Annotated in this window: 15 protein-coding genes; all 15 read right to left on the bottom strand. The window is 38.2% G+C overall.

The window, feature by feature from the left end:
- Positions 1 to 316: 316 nt before the first annotated feature.
- Positions 317 to 4642 carry a PolC-type DNA polymerase III gene (locus J7E63_RS03075; protein ID WP_215010229.1) on the bottom strand — a complete coding sequence of 1442 codons (4326 nt, stop codon included), beginning with the start codon at positions 4640 to 4642 and terminating at the stop codon, positions 317 to 319.
- Positions 4643 to 4828: 186 nt separating this feature from the next.
- Positions 4829 to 6088: an RIP metalloprotease RseP gene (rseP, locus tag J7E63_RS03080; protein ID WP_215010230.1), complete on the bottom strand. Its 1260-nt coding sequence runs from the start codon at positions 6086 to 6088 to the stop codon at positions 4829 to 4831.
- A gap of 60 nt (positions 6089 to 6148) precedes the next feature.
- Positions 6149 to 7291 carry a 1-deoxy-D-xylulose-5-phosphate reductoisomerase gene (gene dxr / locus J7E63_RS03085; RefSeq protein ID WP_215010231.1) on the bottom strand — a complete coding sequence of 381 codons (1143 nt, stop codon included), beginning with the start codon at positions 7289 to 7291 and terminating at the stop codon, positions 6149 to 6151.
- Between the two features lie 36 nt (positions 7292 to 7327).
- On the bottom strand, positions 7328 to 8122 hold the full coding sequence (locus tag J7E63_RS03090) for a phosphatidate cytidylyltransferase (protein ID WP_215010232.1): 795 nt from the start codon (positions 8120 to 8122) through the stop codon (positions 7328 to 7330).
- A 25-nt stretch (positions 8123 to 8147) separates the two neighbouring features.
- Positions 8148 to 8924 (bottom strand): undecaprenyl pyrophosphate synthase, encoded by a 777-nt coding sequence (locus tag J7E63_RS03095; RefSeq protein ID WP_168242774.1) that lies wholly within the window; start codon positions 8922 to 8924, stop codon positions 8148 to 8150.
- Positions 8925 to 9389: 465 nt separating this feature from the next.
- Entirely contained in the window at positions 9390 to 9947 is a 558-nt protein-coding gene (gene frr, locus J7E63_RS03100; protein WP_098933008.1) for a ribosome recycling factor, read from the bottom strand.
- Complete coding sequence (gene pyrH / locus J7E63_RS03105; RefSeq protein ID WP_168242772.1) at positions 9947 to 10672, bottom strand: UMP kinase; 726 nt, start codon at positions 10670 to 10672, stop codon at positions 9947 to 9949. The genes frr and pyrH overlap by 1 nt, the downstream gene beginning before the upstream one ends.
- Positions 10673 to 10799: 127 nt before the next feature.
- Positions 10800 to 11681, bottom strand: a complete 882-nt coding sequence (tsf, locus tag J7E63_RS03110; protein ID WP_215010233.1) for a translation elongation factor Ts — start codon at positions 11679 to 11681, stop codon at positions 10800 to 10802.
- A gap of 132 nt (positions 11682 to 11813) precedes the next feature.
- Positions 11814 to 12518, bottom strand: coding sequence for a 30S ribosomal protein S2 (gene rpsB / locus J7E63_RS03115; RefSeq protein WP_088086379.1), 705 nt, complete (start codon positions 12516 to 12518; stop codon positions 11814 to 11816).
- A 194-nt stretch (positions 12519 to 12712) separates the two neighbouring features.
- The gene (codY, locus tag J7E63_RS03120; RefSeq protein WP_215010234.1) at positions 12713 to 13492 is read right to left on the bottom strand and encodes a GTP-sensing pleiotropic transcriptional regulator CodY; all 780 of its coding nucleotides are present in this window, start codon (positions 13490 to 13492) and stop codon (positions 12713 to 12715) included.
- Positions 13493 to 13580: 88 nt separating this feature from the next.
- Positions 13581 to 14984: an ATP-dependent protease ATPase subunit HslU gene (gene hslU, locus J7E63_RS03125; protein ID WP_168242770.1), complete on the bottom strand. Its 1404-nt coding sequence runs from the start codon at positions 14982 to 14984 to the stop codon at positions 13581 to 13583.
- Positions 14985 to 15004: 20 nt separating this feature from the next.
- Positions 15005 to 15547 (bottom strand): ATP-dependent protease subunit HslV, encoded by a 543-nt coding sequence (gene hslV / locus J7E63_RS03130; protein WP_088086376.1) that lies wholly within the window; start codon positions 15545 to 15547, stop codon positions 15005 to 15007.
- Between the two features lie 330 nt (positions 15548 to 15877).
- Positions 15878 to 17185, bottom strand: a complete 1308-nt coding sequence (gene trmFO, locus J7E63_RS03135) for an FADH(2)-oxidizing methylenetetrahydrofolate--tRNA-(uracil(54)-C(5))-methyltransferase TrmFO (RefSeq protein WP_215010235.1) — start codon at positions 17183 to 17185, stop codon at positions 15878 to 15880.
- 167 nt (positions 17186 to 17352) lie between these two features.
- Complete coding sequence (gene topA / locus J7E63_RS03140; RefSeq protein ID WP_215010236.1) at positions 17353 to 19431, bottom strand: type I DNA topoisomerase; 2079 nt, start codon at positions 19429 to 19431, stop codon at positions 17353 to 17355.
- A 337-nt stretch (positions 19432 to 19768) separates the two neighbouring features.
- Positions 19769 to 20656, bottom strand: coding sequence for a DNA-processing protein DprA (gene dprA / locus J7E63_RS03145; RefSeq protein ID WP_215010237.1), 888 nt, complete (start codon positions 20654 to 20656; stop codon positions 19769 to 19771).
- Positions 20657 to 20666: the final 10 nt, after the last annotated feature.

Consider the following 20666-nt stretch of genomic DNA (forward strand, 5'->3'; position numbering starts at 1 on the left):
TTTACCTCCTTTTCCGAAAATTTCACCCATATTGTATGTAGTTCACGGAGAGTTTTATCAAGTTACTAAGAAAAAAGATTTATACAAAAACGAAAGAGCGGGTTTCCCCACTCTTGATCACGAGAGTATTTCTTAGTATTTCCAATAAAACTATACCATAACCAACATTTTAATGCAAATAGCGCCCAAAAGCGGAAGTGCCTTGATCAGGGGCGACCAGCATAAGAGAAGCGCTGACAGAAGGCGCTTTTTGCCTTCCGAAGAGATTGGCTTATGACTTGAGCCCCTAGGCGCTGGAGCTAGATGATAATCCAAGTTAAAACAGAGAAAGCTGGTTTTGCTCTGGAAGGGATGATAGGCACCCTTGCTTGTCTAAATATTCAAGGATAGTCTTAGATACCTTTCCTCGTTGCTGTAAATCTTCTTTGGATAAAAATTCTCCTGATTCCCTTGCCTTGACAATATTATAGGCCGCATTCGTTCCTAAGCCTGGAATCGAATTAAACGGCGGTATTAAGGTATTGCCTTCAATGATGAATTCGGATGATGAAGATTTATATAAATCGTAGTTCTGGAAAACAAAGCCCCTTTCAGTCATTTCAAGTGCTAGTTCCAAAACCGTTAATAAGTTTTTTTCTTTGTTAGATGCTTCTAGGCCTTTTGCATTTATTTCTTCTATTTTTGCACGTATCGATTCTGAACCGCGTGACATTGCTTCAATGTCAAAGTCTTCCGCGCGGACAGTAAAATAAGCGGCGTAATAAAGGAGCGGCAGATGTACCTTGAAATATGCAATTCTAACTGCCATAAGTACATATGCAGCAGCATGGGCCTTTGGGAACATGTATTTAATCTTCTTGCAAGAGTCGATATACCATTCTGGAACTTCGTTTTTCCGCATCTCTGCTTCCATTTCTTCGCTTAAGCCTTTACCCTTACGAACTGATTCCATAATTTTAAAAGCAAAGGATGGGTCCAGTCCCTGATAAATAAGGTAGACCATGATATCATCACGACAGCCAATAACTTCACTAAGATTACATGTTTTATTATGGATTAATTCTTGGGCATTCCCAAGCCATACATCGGTACCATGTGATAACCCCGATATTTGAACAAGTTCAGAGAACGTTGTTGGTTTCGTATCCTCAAGCATTTGCCGAACGAATCGAGTTCCAAACTCTGGAATACCAAGTGTTCCAGTTTTACACATGATCTGCTTTTCTGTTACGCCTAATGACTCGGTCCCGCTAAAGATTTTCATGACTTCAGGATCATCTGTAGGGATTGTTTTCGGATCCATTCCGCTCAGGTCCTGAAGCATCCTAATCACGGTCGGGTCATCATGTCCGAGGATATCTAGCTTCAAGACATTATCATGGATGGAATGGAAATCGAAATGTGTTGTTTTCCATTCTGAATTTCTATCATCTGCCGGGAATTGAATCGGTGAAAAATCATAAACATCCATGTAATCAGGTATAACAATAATACCACCTGGATGTTGACCCGTTGTTCTTTTAACACCCGTACAGCCTGAAGCAAGGCGTTCTACTTCGGCACCACGCAGTTGTAGATTGTTATCCTGTTGATATGCTTTAACATATCCAAAAGCGGTCTTGTCTGCGACTGTACCAATCGTCCCAGCGCGGAATACATTATCCTCACCAAACAGGACCTTTGTATAATTATGGGCCCGCGGCTGGTATTCACCAGAGAAGTTTAAATCGATATCAGGAACTTTGTCCCCTTTAAAGCCAAGAAACGTTTCGAACGGAATATCGTGCCCATCCTTATGGTATTTTCCACCACATTGCGGACAATCCTTATCAGGTAAATCAAAGCCTGAACCGACAGAACCATCATTAAAAAACTCTGAATGCTTACAGGTTGGACACACATAATGAGGTGGTAGTGGATTTACCTCGGTAATTTCTGTCATTGTAGCTACAAGTGATGAACCTACAGATCCCCTTGAGCCTACAAGGTAACCATCATCCAAGGACTTTTTAACAAGCTTATGAGAAATCAAATAAATTACGGCAAATCCATGCCCAATAATACTTTTCAATTCCTTTTCTAACCTGGCTTCCACTATTTCCGGCAAGGTGTCACCGTAAATTCTCCGCGCCATTGAATAACTCATTTCACGCATTTCTTCATCGGCGCCTTCAATTTTTGGTGTATACAAATCGTCTTTAATAGGTTTAATGACTTCAATCATATCAGCAATTTTATTCGTGTTAGTTACAACAATTTCTTTTGCTTTCTCTTTTCCTAAAAATGAAAAAGCATCAAGCATTTCATTGGTTGTCCTAAAGTGAACATCGGGAAGTTCATGGCGATTTAACGGGTTAGCTCCACCCTGGGAATTAATTAATATTTTTCGATAAATTTTATCATTTTCATTAAGATAATGGACATTTCCAGTTGCAACAACTGGCAATCCTAATTTATCACCAAGCGTAATGATTTTCGCAATAATATCTTCCATTGCTTTTTCATCACTCACCAATTCCATTTCAATCAACGGTGCATTTACTTCTTTCGGCATGACTTCAAGATAATCATAAAAACGGGCAGCGCCTTCCACTTCCTCTGGGGATTTTTGCATCATCCCTTCAAATACCTCACCCTTATTACAACCGGAGCCAACTAAAATCCCTTCCCTGTATTTTTGCAAAACAGATCTTGGTAATCTAGGAACTCGATAAAAATATTCAAGGTGTGATATAGATACGAGTTTAAAAAGGTTTTTTAATCCCGCTTGTGTTTGGGCTAAAAGTGTACAGTGATAAGGACGTGCCCGTTGGTAGGCATTTCCTTTTCCCATATTATCATTAAACTGGTCATGGTATTCAATTCCTTTTTCGAGGGAATCCTTTAACATTTTCAAAAGTAGATAACCGGTTGCCTCTGCATCATAAATAGCACGGTGATGTTGGGTTAATTCAATATCAAACTTCTTAGTTAGTGTATTTAAACGATGGTTTTTCATCTCTGGATAGAGAAATCGTCCAAGTTCAAGTGTATCAATAACAGGATTCTGTGCCTTTTCAAAGCCTATTTTTCTATATCCGACATTGAGGAAACCCATATCAAAGGAAGCATTATGGGCTACAAGAACAGCATCACCAGCCCAATCACTAAAATTCCGAAGTACTTCCTCAATTTCTGGAGCGGTTTGGACCATATCATCGGTAATTCCAGTGAGGTTGATCGTTGTTGCCGATAAACGGTGATGAGGATTGGCAAAGGATTCGAAGCGGTCAATTATTTCACCGTCATGTATTTTCACAGCAGCAAGCTCAATAATTGTATTGTACACCGCTGATAGTCCCGTAGTTTCAACGTCAAATACAACATAGGTATCCTCAGCTAGTTGACGATGTGCGTCATTATAGGCAATTGGCACCCCATCATCCACTAAATTTACTTCAACCCCATAGAGAATTTTAATATCATTTTTCTTTCCTGCACCATACGCTTCAGGGAATGATTGTGCAACCGCGTGATCGGTTACTGCAATTGCTTTATGTCCCCATTTTTTTGCCTGTGCAATCAGTGCGCTAACAGGTGTGACTGCATCCATTTGACTCATTGGTGTATGAAGATGGAGTTCTACACGTTTCTGATCTTCGGGTGCAGTATCCTTTCGGCCAACAGGCTTAATTTCATTAATATCATTTCCGATCATCACGAGGTCACGAACAAAGGTATCATTCTGAATGCTGCCTCGAACTTTTACCCACATTCCTTTTTTGACAAGCTGGAACAGGGCTGCATCCTCTTTATCGCGTGAAAACATTTTTACCATAATGGAACTTGTGTAATCAGTTATTTTGAAGGTCAGCAGGGAACGGCCGCTCCTGAGTTCACGTATGTCCGCATCAAAGATAAACCCTTCTACAGCTATTCGTCTTTCTTCATCAACAATATCAATCAGACTTCGGAAGTCATTATTATCCTTAATGGTAAGACCAATAGTAAGAGGTCCAGATGGAAGATCAACAGATGCCTGATCCTTTTCAGCTTCTTTTCTCTGCAATTCAACCATTGCTTGAAGTCCGCGTTCTTGATCTTCCTTTTGCTTTGCAAGAAGAAATTGTTGATATTCTTCATTTTTCTCGTTACTTTTTATAACTGTCTCAATCGATAAATTGGGAAATCCAAATGATTGATAGATTTTAGCGATCGTCTCGCCATATTTCCGCTTTAGTGCTTGTCCCTCAGTATCATTACGAACTGAAATTGTAAGCTTATTACCGTTCACTTCGGGAAGTTGTTCATGTAATAGTTTTAAAAGCGGCGGAGCAATTCCATCAATTTGCTGAATGCTATAACTCCAATAATCTCGTAATAATTCCGGTGAAATAATTTGATTTGTTACATTTATATGGAAGGAAATCGTTGCAATGTTTGAAAATGTCCGTTCAAGCTGTGACGTAAACATTACATAAACATTATAGGGAAGTATATTTTCAAATAAAAATTGAAAATGCCACTTTCTAGCTTTTTTTTCAACTAATAACCTTTCAATTTGCGCATTGTTGAAATGAACTACAACAGCATCCTCGATCAATTGCAGCTGCTGGAGCAAGAGTTGGAATCGCTCTTTTTTGCCTAGGGCATGTTCGCTCATCGTTCTCTCTCCCATCTATTAAAAATCGCTTTTTTTATCTCGTCAAAAAGTAATTATATCATATGACTCAAAATGATTCGGCTTTATTCGACAGAAAAATTTCTCCATTTTAGTTAATTAGTTTTCTTTAAAAATAAGAATAGGGACCGTATTTAACGGCCCCCAAAATAAATTAAAGATTACATACTACAAGAAAAACCTTTGAATGTCATTCCAAGTTACAACAAGCATAAGCAGCATTAAGAGGGCGAATCCTATAAAATGAACCATACCTTCCTTTTGACGGTCAATCGGCTTGCCTCTAACAGCTTCGACAGCAAAAAACATTAATCTTCCACCGTCAAGAGCGGGAATAGGTAATAAGTTCATAATACCTAAGTTAATGCTTAAAATCCCTGCCCATTTCATTAAATAATAAATACCCGATTTAGCTACAGAATCTGTTGCTTGGTAAATACCAACAGGACCAGAAAGTGCATCAATTGAAAATTGGCCAGTGACTAATTTACCAACCATTACAAAAATCTGTTTCGTCCAAAAATAGGTTTCTGTGAAACCTGCCTTAATTGCTTGAATAGGAGACTTTTCAACAGGACTATAAACACCAATAAGCCCAATTTTCTTTCCTTCAACCGTTTTTTCAATTGGGGTTACCGTGATATCTAGATCCTTTTTGTCACGGAGAATAGAAAAGTCGAGCTTTTCATTTGGATTTTTCCGAATGACCTCCACTACATCAGACCAACTCGAAATTTCTGAACCATTAATCGTCTGGATGAGATCACCTTTTTTAAGACCAGCACCCATCGCTGCCCCATCAGGAGTTATTTCACCTAACTTAGGTTCATTCGTAGGTACCCCCTGTATAAAAGCAATAATAATAAATAAAATGAATGCAAGTACAAAATTCATCATCGGACCAGCAAAAATAGCCATCGTTCTTTGTCCTAATGTTTTTGATCCGAATTGACGGTCAATTGGAGCAATCTGTGACTCGATTCCATTTTCCACGATGACTGCTTTTGGGTCAATGATAAAGGTTTTTAATACTTCATCTTCATCTTCAGGAAATCCTTTAATAACTAAATCCTTTTCGATATCAGCATATTCCACTTCAACGATCCGACAATTAGGAAACTTCTCTTTATTATTTAAGATGATTTTATTTACTTTTTCATCCTTATCTAACAACAAGCCAATACGATAACCAGGCTTTATTTCAATCATTTCCGGGTCTTCGCCAGCCATGCGCACAAATCCACCAATTGGAAGTAACCGAATGGTATAGGTTGTCTCCGCTCTTTTATGGGAAAATACTTTTGGGCCAAAACCAATTGCAAATTCGCGGCATAAAATACCAGCCCTTTTTGCGAAAATCAAATGACCTAATTCATGAAAGAATACGAGTGCGCCAAAAATTACTATAAAGGCAATAACTGTAGTCAAAATAAAACCACCTTTTTTTTCAGGATAAGAGAGATTCTTTTACTTGCGCTTCCGTTTTTCTTACAGGATTGAATGAACATATTCTCTTGTTTCTTTGTCTATCTCTTGGATTGAAGTTAGGCTAGGATGTTCCGTGATTTGGTGGGCGGTTAGGGCTTTCTCAATCAAATCTTCAATCTGTAAGAACCGAATTTTCCCTTCTAGAAAAGCTGCCACGGCCACTTCATTCGCTGCATTCAATACCGTTGGCATCGATCCACCTTTTTTCCCAGCCTCATAAGCAAAACCAAGACAGCGGAATCTCGCGGCATCCATTTCCTCGAAATGCAATTCCCCAATCCTTGCCAGATTCAAACGTTTTGATGAAGGCAATGGCAAACGATCAGGATAGGTGAGCGCATATTGAATTGGCACTCTCATATCTGGTGTTCCAAGCTGGGCAATGATACTGCTATCGTGAAACTCAATCATTGAATGGATGATGCTTTCTTTATGAAGCAGTACATCAATTTTTTCATATGGCATATTGAAAAGCCAATGAGCTTCAATTACTTCTAAACCTTTGTTCATCATTGATGCCGAATCAATTGTGATTTTAGCCCCCATCGACCAATTTGGATGGTTTAGTGCTTGCTCCACGGTAACATTTTTCAATTCTTGCCTGGAGAGGTCACGAAAGCTCCCGCCGGAAGCAGTTAGAATTAATCTTTCAATGTTTTTCTCCTTTTCCCCCTGCAAGGCTTGAAAAATGGCAGAATGTTCACTATCGACAGGAAGAAGTGGTACATTATTTCTTTTAGCCGCATCCATAACTAAATGACCTGCAGTAACCAGTGTTTCTTTATTGGCAATAGCGATTATCTTCCCACATTCAATCGCTTGTAAAGTCGGGTTTAACCCCACACTTCCAAGAACTGCGTTGACAAGAATATCGGCTTTTTCATAAACTGCTGTCTCGATTAGTCCTTCCTGACCAAAAGTGAATTTAATATTAGGAAATTCTGCTTTTAATGTATTACAGTCATGATAGTCTTGTACAGAAACAAGCTCAGGCTGAAATTCAACAATCATTTTTCGAGCCAAATCGATATTTTTACCCACAGAAAAGGCTGCTAATGTAAATTCAGAAGGATGCTCACGGATAATATCTAAGGTTTGGGTTCCTATCGATCCGGTTGCACCCAATAAGCTAATGGTTTTCAATAAAAAGTCAACTCCTAAATGTGAAGCGCACGCGCTCTATAACCAAAGGTGAAAAAAATGTAACAAGGGCCAAACAAATAATAGGCTGTCAAATCGATCAAGAATTCCACCATGACCTGGCAAGATAGTACCAGAATCTTTGACATTAAAATGACGCTTAAAGGCTGATTCAACTAAGTCACCAATTTGTCCAAAAACGGAAAGGACGATTGTAATTCCCATTAAAGTTAAAAGACCGACGTTAATGTTTGAGAGGAGTACAAATATGACAGCCACAACAACTGCACAGGCGATTCCGCCAATCGACCCTTCAACCGTCTTATTCGGGCTAATTTCGGGCCATAGCTTTGTTTTACCAAGAGCTTTTCCAATAAAATAAGCACCTGAATCAGTAGCCCAAATCATAAATAAAGAATACAAAATATAGACAAGTCCCCCATCCTGCCTCGTTTCAAAGAAAAAGTAAAAGCCAATACCTACATAAATGGCTGATAGGATAGAAAAAGAAACGTCTTCAAATGTAAATTGATTTTTGGTTATAACGGTGTAAGTTAATAACAAAAGAATTAATGCAATACATATCTCTATTTTTGAATAATAAAAGGAATCTAATATGGGATAATATTTTTCTGGAAAGAGCAACACCCACAGAAATAAAAGTGCTAACACACCATTAACCGAAAAAATAGTAAGTTTTTTCATTTTTAATAACTCATACAATCCGATCGTCGCTAAAAAGTAGGTTAATATTACAAGTGGAAATCCACCATAATAGACAATTGGTAAAAATAGTGCAGCTGCAATGACTGCTGTTATGATTCTTTGCTTCATCTAATATTTCAACACCTTTGTTGTTCTATATGCCACCAAACCGACGCTGTCGATTCTGGAACGTTTCAATTGCTTCAAGTAAATGTTCTTCATTAAAGTCTGGCCATAAGACATCTGTAAACCAAAACTCTGAGTAAGCCAACTGCCAAAGCATAAAGTTACTCAAGCGGATTTCACCACTAGTACGGATTAAAAGATCTGGGTCTGTAAAATTAGCAGTCATTAAGTAGGAAGAAAAGACTTTTTCGTCTAACTCCGTCTCGTTTAGTTTACCACTTTTGCTGTCATTTAAGACTTGCTTCACAGCATCAAGAATCTCAGCCCTGCTCCCGTAATTTAATGCAAAGTTTAATACTAATCCATCATTATTTTTTGTTTCTTCTATAGCTTTTTCTATTGCACGCAGTGTATGTACTGGAAGTTGATTTTTATAGCCCATCATTTTCACTTGAACATTTTCCTCAATTAAATCCGGCAAAAATGTGCCTAAAAATTCATCAGGCAAGCTCATGATATATTCGACTTCATTTTTTGGCCTTTTCCAATTCTCAGTTGAAAAAGCATACAATGTTAAGGTTTTAATGCCGAGCTCATTTGCTAATTTCGTTGTTTTACGAACAACCTTCATGCCCTCATGGTGACCAGCAATACGTGGTAATGCCCGTTTCTTAGCCCAACGTCCGTTGCCATCCATAATAATCGCCACATGCTCAGGAACAGGCGATTTTTTTATTTCCTCTATTTTATTTCGGAGTGTGGAAGTGTTATTTCGGTTCTTCCCAAGCCTTAATTTATTAAACATAACATTGCTCCTCCAATTAGTTAATCATTTCCTCCGAAAATTAAATCATATATCAATTCCATTGAAGCATGTGTGTTGTTATGTAATGGACATTTCGGGGTAGCATGTTTTTATCATACCAAAAAAGCAAAAAGATATCTCTAATATTTAACTTATGTAAAAAAACAGAGATTAAGAATAATGTTCAGACAACTTTCAGGGAACAATCAAAAATCCCCAAAATACATAATAAAATAGTGAAAAACCCCCTAAACAGAGGGTTCTTATTTATAAATTAGGCTGTGTTAAATGAGTCTGTTGATTTCCGCTCCATGCGCGTGCTTTCCGCGGGCGTGCCAGGGAGCCTCCTCGGCGCTACGCGCCTGTGGGGTCTCCCCTGCCCGGTACTCCCGCAGGAGTCTCGCGCATTCCGCTCCAATCAACAGAGTTTGTAAAATCAACATTTAGTTTTAACACAGCCATTAATTAAACTTCCAAAATTTCCTTTTCTTTGTCTTTTGTAATTTGATCAACTTTACTAATATATTCGTCGGTAAGTTTTTGGATATCCTCCGAATGACCGCGAAGACTATCCTCAGTAATTTCACCATTCTTCTCTAGCTTCTTTAATTCGTCATTACCATCACGACGGATATTACGGATAGCTACCTTCGCTTCTTCTGATTCCTTTTTGACTAATTTTACTAACTCCTTGCGGCGCTCCTCAGTCAATTGTGGAATAGCAAGGCGGATTACCATACCGTCGTTGGTAGGATTTAATCCTAAATCAGATTTAAGAATTGCTTTTTCAATATCCCCAAGGGTGGATTTATCATATGGTTGAATAACAATAAGCCTAGCTTCAGGTGTTGAAATTCCAGCCATTTGGTTGACAGGTGTTGGTGCACCATAATAATCAATTGTAATTCTGTCCAATAACGAAGCGCTTGCTCTCCCCGCACGGATGCTGGCAAGCTCACGCGAATATGACTGAATCGCTTTTGTCATACGATCTTTAATGGTAGAGATGACTTGTTTTGGCATTAATGTTTCCCCCTAACAATTGTTCCTATTTTTTCCCCCATAACGGCCCGTTTAATATTCCCCTGCTCCATAATCGAGAAAACAATCAATGGAATATCATTGTCCATGCATAAGGAGGAGGCAGTAGAGTCCATAACTGCTAATCCTTCTTTAAGAACATCTAAGAAAGACAAATCTTCATATTTAGTAGCATTTGCATCTAATCGAGGGTCTGCAGAATACACTCCATCGACATTATTCTTTGCCATTAAGATTACTTCAGCATCGATTTCCGCTGCTCGGAGTGCAGCGGTTGTATCCGTTGAGAAATATGGATTTCCTGTACCCGCCGCAAAAATGACTACTCGTTTTTTTTCTAAATGCCTAATTGCACGGCGTCGAATATAAGGCTCAGCCACCTGGCGCATTTCAATAGAGGTTTGCACTCGTGATTCAATTCCTAAGTGCTCCAAACTATCTTGCAGTGCTAAAGAATTCATAACCGTTGCAAGCATTCCCATATAATCTGCAGTTGCCCGGTCCATACCCATTTCACTGCCAATTTTTCCGCGCCAAATGTTACCGCCACCGACAACGACAGCAACTTCTACACCAAGCTCTGCTATTTCTTTAACTTGAATGGCAATCGATTTGATCACAGAAGGTTTAATTCCAAAGCTCGATTCACCTGCAAGTGCTTCTCCGCTCAACTTTAATACTACGCGTTTGTACTTAGGACCGCTCATATAAACCTCCATTTATGTAATTAATTCTTTTTAAAAAAGGGAACACACCGTGTCCCCTATTTAAAAACCTATTTCATTAACATTCCCTTAAAACTATTTTGCTTTTATGCTAGAGAATAGTTTTTGATTATTTTTTAATTTGATTCATAACTTCTTCAGCAAAGTTATCTTCACGTTTTTCGATACCTTCTCCGACTTCGTAACGGACGAATTCACGGATAGTAGCACCCTTAGATTCAACAAACTGACGTACTTTTTGATCAGGGTTTTTAACGAAAGTTTGATCAAGTACACAAACATCTTCAAAATATTTTCCAAGACGGCCTTCAACCATTTTTTCAACGATTTTTGCAGGCTTGCCTTCGTTAAGTGCTTGTTGTGTTAATACTTGACGCTCATGCTCAACTTCTTCTTGTGAAACTTCGTCACGAGATACATACTTTGGTTTTAGTGCAGCAATATGCATTGAAACATCCTTCGCAGCATCCGCATCTGTTGTACCTTCAAGTACTGATAGGACAGAAATGCGGCCACCCATATGAATATATGCACCGAAAGCATCATTATCTGTTTTTGATGTAACAGAAAAGCGGCGAAGTGTTAATTTTTCACCAATCTTAGCAATAGAAGCATTGATATGATCTGCAACAGTAGCACCATTTTCCATCGTTTGAGCAGATGCTTCTTCAACAGTTGCAGGCTTGTTCTTTAGAAGATGTGCAGCTAGATCTTTTACAAGAGCTTGGAACGCTTCATTCTTCGCAACAAAGTCAGTTTCAGAGTTTACTTCTAGAATAACTGCATCGTTACCTTCAGTTACAACATAAGTTAAACCTTCTGCAGCAATACGGTCACCCTTCTTAGCAGCAGATGCAATCCCTTTTTCGCGTAAGAAATCAATTGCTTTGTCCATATCTCCATCAGTTTCAGTTAGTGCTTTTTTACAATCCAACATACCTGCACCAGTTTTTTCACGTAGTTCTTTAACCATTTGAGCAGTAATTGCCATAATGTAAATTCCTCCTTTATTTTACTATGTATCCATATCTTAGCCAATGACAGCTATTCTAAAACTTTCCAATAAAAACCTTCTTTAAAAAAAGGTGATAAAGGGTCTCCCTCTTATCACCTTTTGATTTAATTAAGCCTGAACTTGTACTTCTTCACCTTGTTTAGCTTCAAGGATAGCATCTGCCATTTTACCTGTTAAAAGCTTAACCGCACGAATCGCATCGTCATTTGCAGGAATAACTACATCGATTTCGTCTGGATCACAGTTTGTATCAACAATACCTACGATAGGAATGTTCAATTTCTTAGCTTCTGCAACCGCGATACGCTCTTTACGAGGGTCAATAATGAAAAGTGCATCTGGAAGTTGTTTCATATCTTTGATGCCGCCTAAGAATTTCTCTAGACGCTCTTGTTGTTTCTTTAATTGAACAACCTCTTTTTTAGGTAATACTTCAAAAGTTCCGTCTTCAGACATTCTTTCGATATCTTTTAAGCGGCCAATACGCTTTTGAATTGTTTCAAAGTTTGTTAAAGTACCACCTAACCAACGTTGGTTAACATAGTACATACCAGAACGGCCCGCTTCTTCTTTAACAGAATCTTGAGCTTGTTTTTTTGTACCAACAAAAAGAACTGTTCCGCCGTTACCAGCAAGTTCCTTTACCCAGTTATAAGCTTCTTCAACTTTTTTAACTGTTTTTTGAAGGTCAATGATATAGATACCGTTACGCTCTGTGAAGATATATTTCTTCATTTTAGGGTTCCAACGGCGAGTTTGGTGTCCGAAGTGTACACCAGCTTCAAGCAATTGCTTCATAGAAATGACTGACATGATTTTTCCTCCTAATGGTTTGTTTTCCTCCGCTCACCTCATCTTTAAACAGAAACTGTTATGAACAGCACCATCTGATTAAATCAATGAGCGTGTGTATTAACACCATGAAATAATATAGCATATGTAATAATAACAATCAAGCATTAGTTTAATAAAAAAACAAAATCCCCAGAGCTGGGGATTAGTTATGATTAATTTGATCTTAATTTATCAAGTTCCATCAGAAACTTATCATTTAAAACTTTGATATATGTTCCTTTCATCCCTAGTGAACGTGATTCAATTACCCCTGCACTTTCAAGTTTTCTTAGTGCATTAACGATTACAGAACGAGTAATACCAACACGATCAGCTATTTTCGAAGCAACCAATAAGCCTTCACGGCCATTTAATTCTTCAAAGATATGTTCAATCGCTTCAAGTTCACTATATGATAATGAACTAATCGCCATTTGTACAACTGCTTTGCTTCTTGCTTCTTCTTCGATTTCTTCTGATTTTTCACGTAAAATTTCCATACCAACTACTGTTGCACCATATTCACCAAGGATGAGATCATCATCATGGAACTTTTCATGTAACCTCGCAAGAATTAAAGTTCCCAGACGTTCTCCTCCGCCAATAATTGGAACAATTGTTGTTAATCCTTCGCCGAATAGATCTCTGTTTTCCACAGGGAAAGCAGTATACTGGCTTTCAATATCAAGATTTGACGAAGTTTCTTGAAGATTAAATAAACTATTTGTATATTCTTCTGGGAATTGACGATCCTCAAACATTTTTTTCATCCGTTCGTTTTCAATTTGTTGATAAATTGAAAAACCAAGAAGTTTACCGCGTCGGCTGAGAATGTAAACATTTGCTTCAATTGTTCCACTCATTGTCTCGGCCATTTCCTTAAAGTTAACTGGTTTCCCAGCTGCCTTCTGCAATAATACGTTAATCCTTCTAGTTTTTGTAAGTAAATCCATCTGTTTCTTCCTCCTAATTAGCTACAACCATTACTAAATTTTAATTAATCACAAATGCTTCCCTAAATGGGATATATGAAGTTCATTTTTATAGGATAAACTGACTTAAATCTTTATTTTTCGAAATAGCACCAAGTTTATCGTCGACATACTGTGGTGTAATTGTTATCTTCTCCATCGAAATTTCTGGAGCTTCAAAAGATAAGTCTTCTAAAAGCTTTTCGAGAATCGTATGAAGACGTCTTGCACCAATATTGTCTGTATTCTGATTCACTTCAAATGCAACTTCGGCAATTCTACGAATAGCATCGTCAGAAAATTCAATTTGTATACCTTCTGTTTCCAGTAATGCCTGATATTGCTTAATAAGGGCATTATCTGGTTCGATTAAGATTCTAAAGAAATCTTCCACAGTTAGCTTTGTTAGTTCTACACGAATTGGAAAACGCCCTTGAAGTTCTGGAATTAAATCGGAAGGTTTCGCCATGTGAAATGCTCCAGCAGCAATAAATAATACATGGTCGGTTTTTACTGACCCATATTTGGTCACTACTGTTGAACCTTCAACTATAGGCAAAATATCTCTTTGGACCCCTTCTCTGGATACATCTGCAGAAGAGCCTCCCGAATTTTTACTAGCGATTTTATCAATTTCATCGATAAAAATAATACCAGCTTGTTCCGCACGATAAACGGCCTCAGAATTTACTTCATCCATATCAATAAGCTTAGAAGCCTCTTCACTTGTCAGCACCTTGCGAGCTTCACGGACAGTCAATTTTCTCTTTTTGCGTTTTTTCGGCATAAAGCTGCTTAGGGCATCCTGCATATTCATTCCCATTTGTTCAATCCCTGAGCCTTGCAGCATATCAAACATGGATGGGGCTTGCTCATCTACTTCAACCGTAACGATTTCATCCTCTAGTTGACCAAGTGCTAATTTCTCTTTGACAATTTTTCGTTTTTCAGTAATCGAATAATCCTCTTGATGTGTTTCTGGTTCAGTTGATGTATTCCCGCCTCCAAATAACATTTCAAGCGGGTTTTTATAGTTACTCGTTTTTTTGGCTGATGGCACAAGTAAATCAACTAGCCTGCTGTTGGCATTCTCTTCTGCACGTTCCTTCACACTTTGCATCCGTTCCTCTTTTACTAAACGAACAGAGGTTTCAGCAAGATCTCTAACCATGGATTCTACATCTCGCCCAACATAGCCTACTTCAGTAAACTTAGTTGCTTCCACCTTAATAAAAGGGGCACCCACAATTTTGGCAATCCTTCTGGCAATCTCCGTTTTCCCAACTCCAGTCGGACCTATCATCAATATATTTTTGGGGATAATTTCATCCCTAAGTTTTTCATTTAACAATCCTCTTCTGTAGCGATTTCTTAAGGCAACAGCAACCGCTTTCTTAGCATCCTTTTGTCCAATAATATATTGATCAAGTTTTTCAACAATTTGACGAGGGGTTAAATTAGTTGTTTTTCCCATGATAATTAGTCTCCTTCCCGTTATAGCTCTTCAACAATAATGTTATGGTTCGTATAGACACATATTTCAGCTGCTATTTCTAAAGAAGCTTTTGCTATTTCCTTTGCAGATAAATGGTCTCCTGAGTATTTCTTTAAAGCGCGCCCAGCAGATAATGCATAATTTCCACCTGAACCAATCGCAAGAATTCCATCGTCAGGTTCAATTACTTCTCCTGTTCCTGAAACAAGCAGCAAATATTCACGATTCATAACAATTAGCATCGCTTCAAGCTTCCTGAGCACTTTGTCACTTCGCCACTCTTTGGCAAGCTCAACAGCAGCTCTTTGAAGGTTACCGTTAAATTCTTCTAATTTCCCCTCGAACAGTTCGAAAAGAGTAAAAGCATCTGCAACAGAACCTGCAAAACCTGCTAATACCTTTCCATTAAATATCTTTCTTACTTTTCTCGCTGTGTGCTTCATCACTACCGCATTACCAAATGTCACTTGTCCATCACCTGACATTGAATATTCACCATTATGATGGATTGCAAAAATCGTTGTCGCATGAAATTGGTTCATTAAGATGAGCCTCCCTTTGGAGTGATTTCTATTCACATTACCTCGCAGATAAGTATGTAACAGGTGAACTACCATTTACATGAAAGTTACGAAAACTGACTATGTTAACTGGAATATTTGACCTCATTACTTTATGAGTTATTTCCACCATGTAGATAAGAAATTTTACTGATGTCATGTTGATTAGGTTCAAGTGTATATTTTGAGTAATTAAATTCTATTTGTAAATACTCAATAATTAACTTTAAAAAAACATTCACATTTGTCATAATATTCACCTCGCAAGGGCTACTAAATCGTAACATACTTCGTATCCCCTTGCAATAAACTTTACAAAACTTTCACAAAGTTCTGAATTGTTTCTAACGCTCTATTTGCGTGTTCTAAATTCCTTTCCTGCTTTCCTTTAATTCTTACCGCCAGCTCTGGAAATAAACCAAAGTTAGCATTCATCGGCTGAAAATTTTTAGCGTTCGTCGTAGTAATATATCGGGCCATGCTTCCAATCGCGGTCTCTTCTGGAAATTCAAGAGGCTCCATTCCTTGTATTAAACGCGTTGCATTTATACCAGCAACTAAACCGCTAGCAGCAGATTCTACGTATCCTTCAACTCCAGTCATTTGACCAGCAAAAAATAAATCATCACGATTACGGAATTGGTAAGTTGCTTTTAGTACCTTAGGAGAATTGATAAATGTATTCCGGTGCATCACACCATATCGAATGATTTCTGCATTTTCTAACCCCGGTATTAATTGTATAACTTCCTTTTGCGCACCCCACTTTAAATGTGTCTGAAAACCGACAATATTAAAAAGTGTGCCAGCGGCATCATCTTGACGGAGTTGTACTACGGCAAATGGACGTTTTCCTGTTTTGGGATCCTCTAAACCAACTGGTTTTAACGGACCGAAAAGCATTGTTTTCTTTCCCCGTGACGCCATCACTTCAATTGGCATGCACCCTTCGAAAAAGACTTCCTTTTCAAATTCCTTTACTGGAACAGTTTCAGCGGATATAAGCGCTTCATAGAAACGGTTAAATTCGTCTTCAGTCATTGGACAGTTAAGATAGGCAGCTTCCCCTTTATCATAGCGGGATTTTAAATAAACTTTCTCTAGGTCTATGCTTTCCTTTTCAAGTATCGGTGCTGCAGCATCATAAAAATAAAGGTAATCCTCACCGGTTAGTCCTTTGAGCTGCTCTGAAAGGTCTGGACTTGTCAGCGGCCCCGTTGCAATGATTGTTGTTCCCTCTGGAATTTCAGTTACTTCTTCATTAATAACCGTAACATTTTCATGGTTTTTAACCAAATTTGTTACTTTGGCGGCAAATTCATGTCGATCGACAGCTAACGCACCGCCTGCTGGAACTGAACAAGCATCCGCTGCAGCGATAATAACGGAATCAAGCTTTCGCATTTCTTCCTTTAACACCCCTACTGCATTTGTTAGTGTGTTGGCACGTAATGAATTACTACAAACTAATTCTGCAAATTTATCTGTATGGTGTGCAGGTGTTTGCTTCACTGGTCGCATCTCATATAAGCGAACTTTTACTCCACGCTTCGCAATCTGCCATGCGGCTTCACTTCCAGCTAATCCCGCACCGATTACGTTAATTGTGACATCTTTCATTTAGAATCCTCCTAATAGATACCATGGTTTTATGTAAATAAAAGGTAGTGCACGTACCTATCAATACTTTTCCCACTTTTAAGTCCATCTTGCATTGTACTATACGAATGAAAAAGAAAAAAGTTTTATGCAAAAAACGAAAAGAGTGGACTATGCCCACTCTCACTTTAACTTTGCGGTTCTTCCTTGTAATCACAATTAACGCATTGAACTTGAACACCTTTTTTTAATTTCTTTTCAACAAGCAGCCCTTCACATTTTGGACATTCCCTCGGTAATGGTTTATCCCAAGAGATAAACTCACATTCAGGGTATTGTGTGCAACCGTAAAAGAGTCGCTTTTTCTTACTTTTACGCTCAATGATCTGTCCTTCTTTACAATTAGGGCAGGTAACACCGATTTCTTTAACAATCGGTTTTGTATTTCGGCAATCTGGAAAATTGCTGCAAGCCATAAATTTTCCGTAGCGACCCATTTTAAAAACCATAGGGTTTCCACAATTCTCACAGTCTTCACCAGCTGGTTCATCTTTGATTTCAACAGACTGCATTTCTTCTTCTGCTTTTTTTAAATGAATTTCAAAATCTTGATAAAACTCATCGATAATATTGACCCAAGGTACTTTTCCATCTTCGATATTATCTAAGCCCTGTTCCATTTTCGCTGTAAATTCGACATCTAGAATATCTGGAAAAAACTCTAAAATCAACTCATCGATAATTTCACCGAGCTCGGTTGGAACAAATCTTTTATTATCGAGTGCCACATAGCCCCGCTTTTGAATCGTATCAAGGGTTGGTGCGTATGTAGACGGGCGACCAATACCAAGCTCCTCAAGTGTCTTAACAAGTCTTGCCTCCGTGTACCTTGGCGGTGGCTGAGTGAAATGCTGCTTTGGCTCGATATCCTTTTTAAACACTTCGTCCCCTTCTTTAAGGTCAGGAAGCATTCTGTCTTTTTCATCCACTTGATCATCTGATCCCTCAACATAAAGCTTCATGAAACCAGGAAACTTAATTTTTGAACCATTTGCTCGGAAAAGGACATTGCCATTTTGTAAATCTACGCTCATTGTATCCATGACGGCCTGAGCCATTTGACTAGCTAAAAAACGATCCCAGATTAATTTATATAATCGGAGTTGGTCTCTTGATAAAAATGTTTTTAAACTATTGGGATCCCTTAAAGTACTGGTTGGTCGAATCCCTTCATGTGCATCTTGGGCATTCGATTGCTTTTTCTCTTTTCTTTGTTCATCTTTTAAATAATCTTCACCATATTCTGAGCGGATGTAATTAGCCGCCTCTGTTTGAGCGACTTCAGAAATCCGTGTTGAATCCGTTCTCATATATGTAATGAGACCAACCGTACCCTCTTTGCCAAGCTCAATCCCTTCATAAAGCTGCTGTGCAAGCATCATCGTTTTCTTTGCTCGGAAGTTAAGTTTTCTGGCTGCTTCTTGTTGCAATGATGATGTAATGAAGGGCGGTGCCGGGTTCCTCTTTCTTTCTTTTTTGGTAACAGATACCACTTTGAATTTATTATCATCCATTTGTTTTAAAATGGTTTGGACATCTTGTTCAGATTTCAGTTCAAATTTTCCTTTGTCAGCTAAAGAAAAATATTGGGCACTAAAATGGTCTTTCCCCTTTAAAAATTCTCCATCAATCGTCCAATATTCTTCAGGGACAAAGGCTTTGATTTCCTTTTCCCTAACAATAATTAAATGGACGGCAACAGATTGAACCCTGCCTGCACTTAAACCTTTCTTTACCTTCTTCCAGAGCAATGGGCTGATATTATACCCAACAAGACGGTCAAGAATCCTACGAGCCTGCTGAGCATCCACCAAATCCATATTAATTGGCCGAGGATGTTTAAACGACTCTTTTATTGCATCTTTTGTGATTTCATTAAAAACCACCCGGCAATCTGAATTAATATCGACAGATAAACTATGGGCTAAATGCCATGCAATTGCTTCCCCTTCGCGATCCGGGTCAGCTGCCAGATAGATTTTTTTTGCTTTTTTTGCCGCTGTTTTTAAGTCTTTTAAAACAGGACCTTTTCCGCGGATTGTAATATATTTTGGTTCATAGCTATTTTCTACATTGACCCCCATTTGGCTCCGTGGCAAATCGCGAATATGTCCCATTGATGCTTTTACTTTATATTTATTCCCTAAATATCGTTCGATCGTTTTCGCTTTTGCTGGCGATTCAACGATTACAAGAAAATCTGCCATTTAAAAATCCTCCTTAAGAGGGAAAGTGTAGAAGCGCCCCGAATCTGGCAAATCTGTTTCTAAGGTGCTAATCATTTGAGAAGCTTTCCTAAATTCCAGTTTTACCTAATTAGACCGGAGAAAATACTTTACAAAACTGCCCTATCCCAAGTTTTTCTTTATATATTAATATGAATATTATTTATTCCATTTCCAAATATTCTTTTTTTCGAACATCTGTTGGAAAATGTATAACAAATTAGAAAATAATGCAACCTTTTTTAGCTAAATTCTCCGTTTATTCATAAAAACCTTCAAAATTAACGATTTTTAAGCAAAATTTCTTTAGATAAGAGTCTTATCTAATTTCCTCTAAAATATCCTCTGCACCGGTAACAAGTTTAGCCCCTTGTTGAATTAATTCATTGGCCCCGATAGAGTATGGATTAAAAATGCTTCCAGGCAAGGAAAATACATCTCTTCCTTCATTTACTGCAAAATTCGCCGTGATGAGTGATCCGCTTTTTCGTTTTGCTTCTATAATAAATGTCCCTTTTGACAATCCGCTAATAATTCGATTTCTAGATGGAAAATGCCATCTAAGCGGCTTAGTATCTGGAGGGTATTCCGAAAGAACTAGCTGGTTTTTCATCATTTCTAGGGCTAAGCTTGTATTTTCCTTTGGATAGATATGATAGAAACCACCAGCAATCACAGCTATTGTTTTTCCTCCATTTTTTATTGCATATTCATGTGCGAGGGCATCAATTCCCCGTGCTAAGCCGCTAACAATTAGAACACCTTTGTCAATTAAACCTGGAAAAATTAACCGAATTGCATTTTTCCCATATTGAGTCGCTTGCCGTGAACCAACAACCGCAAGTTTGGGGTCTGTTTCAAGTAGCGAGAGATCACCCTTGGTAAATAATGCCCATGGCGGCTGATATATTTCTTTTAATAATGGTGGATATTCCTTATCTAAAATAGTAATGACTGTAATCTCATTGGTTTTGTATTGACGAATTTGATCACGAATAATGTCAGGATGAAGAGGTAAGCTAGAAGACTTTTCTGAAGGGTTATTGGTGGTAGTGGGTGGAAACAAGCATGTTTGCTGAGGGGATTGCTTTTGTAACTGATATAAGTTCTGCAGTGTCGGGTCTTTTTTTAGCATTTGTAAAACGGTGTTCCAGGAGATATTGGGGTAATGCAGCAAGGAAATAAGTTTTTCTTTGAATTCATCCATTTAAATATTT

It is taken from the genome of Bacillus sp. ISL-75, assembly GCF_018613095.1.

What these genes read in the sequence shown, in the direction of transcription:
- J7E63_RS03090 (WP_215010232.1), bottom strand. Translation starts at nt 8,122, where the DNA reads ATGAAGCAAAGAATCATAACAGCAGTCATTGCAGCTGCACTATTTTTA.
- hslU (WP_168242770.1), bottom strand. Translation starts at nt 14,984, where the DNA reads ATGGGAAAAACAACTAATTTAACCCCTCGTCAAATTGTTGAAAAACTT.
- J7E63_RS03095 (WP_168242774.1), bottom strand. Translation starts at nt 8,924, where the DNA reads ATGTTTAATAAATTAAGGCTTGGGAAGAACCGAAATAACACTTCCACA.
- J7E63_RS03075 (WP_215010229.1), bottom strand. Translation starts at nt 4,642, where the DNA reads ATGAGCGAACATGCCCTAGGCAAAAAAGAGCGATTCCAACTCTTGCTC.
- hslV (WP_088086376.1), bottom strand. Translation starts at nt 15,547, where the DNA reads ATGAACCAATTTCATGCGACAACGATTTTTGCAATCCATCATAATGGT.
- dprA (WP_215010237.1), bottom strand. Translation starts at nt 20,656, where the DNA reads ATGGATGAATTCAAAGAAAAACTTATTTCCTTGCTGCATTACCCCAAT.
- trmFO (WP_215010235.1), bottom strand. Translation starts at nt 17,185, where the DNA reads ATGAAAGATGTCACAATTAACGTAATCGGTGCGGGATTAGCTGGAAGT.
- pyrH (WP_168242772.1), bottom strand. Translation starts at nt 10,672, where the DNA reads ATGAGCGGTCCTAAGTACAAACGCGTAGTATTAAAGTTGAGCGGAGAA.
- frr (WP_098933008.1), bottom strand. Translation starts at nt 9,947, where the DNA reads ATGCCAAAACAAGTCATCTCTACCATTAAAGATCGTATGACAAAAGCG.
- codY (WP_215010234.1), bottom strand. Translation starts at nt 13,492, where the DNA reads ATGGATTTACTTACAAAAACTAGAAGGATTAACGTATTATTGCAGAAG.
- tsf (WP_215010233.1), bottom strand. Translation starts at nt 11,681, where the DNA reads ATGGCAATTACTGCTCAAATGGTTAAAGAACTACGTGAAAAAACTGGT.
- topA (WP_215010236.1), bottom strand. Translation starts at nt 19,431, where the DNA reads ATGGCAGATTTTCTTGTAATCGTTGAATCGCCAGCAAAAGCGAAAACG.
- rpsB (WP_088086379.1), bottom strand. Translation starts at nt 12,518, where the DNA reads ATGTCAGTCATTTCTATGAAGCAATTGCTTGAAGCTGGTGTACACTTC.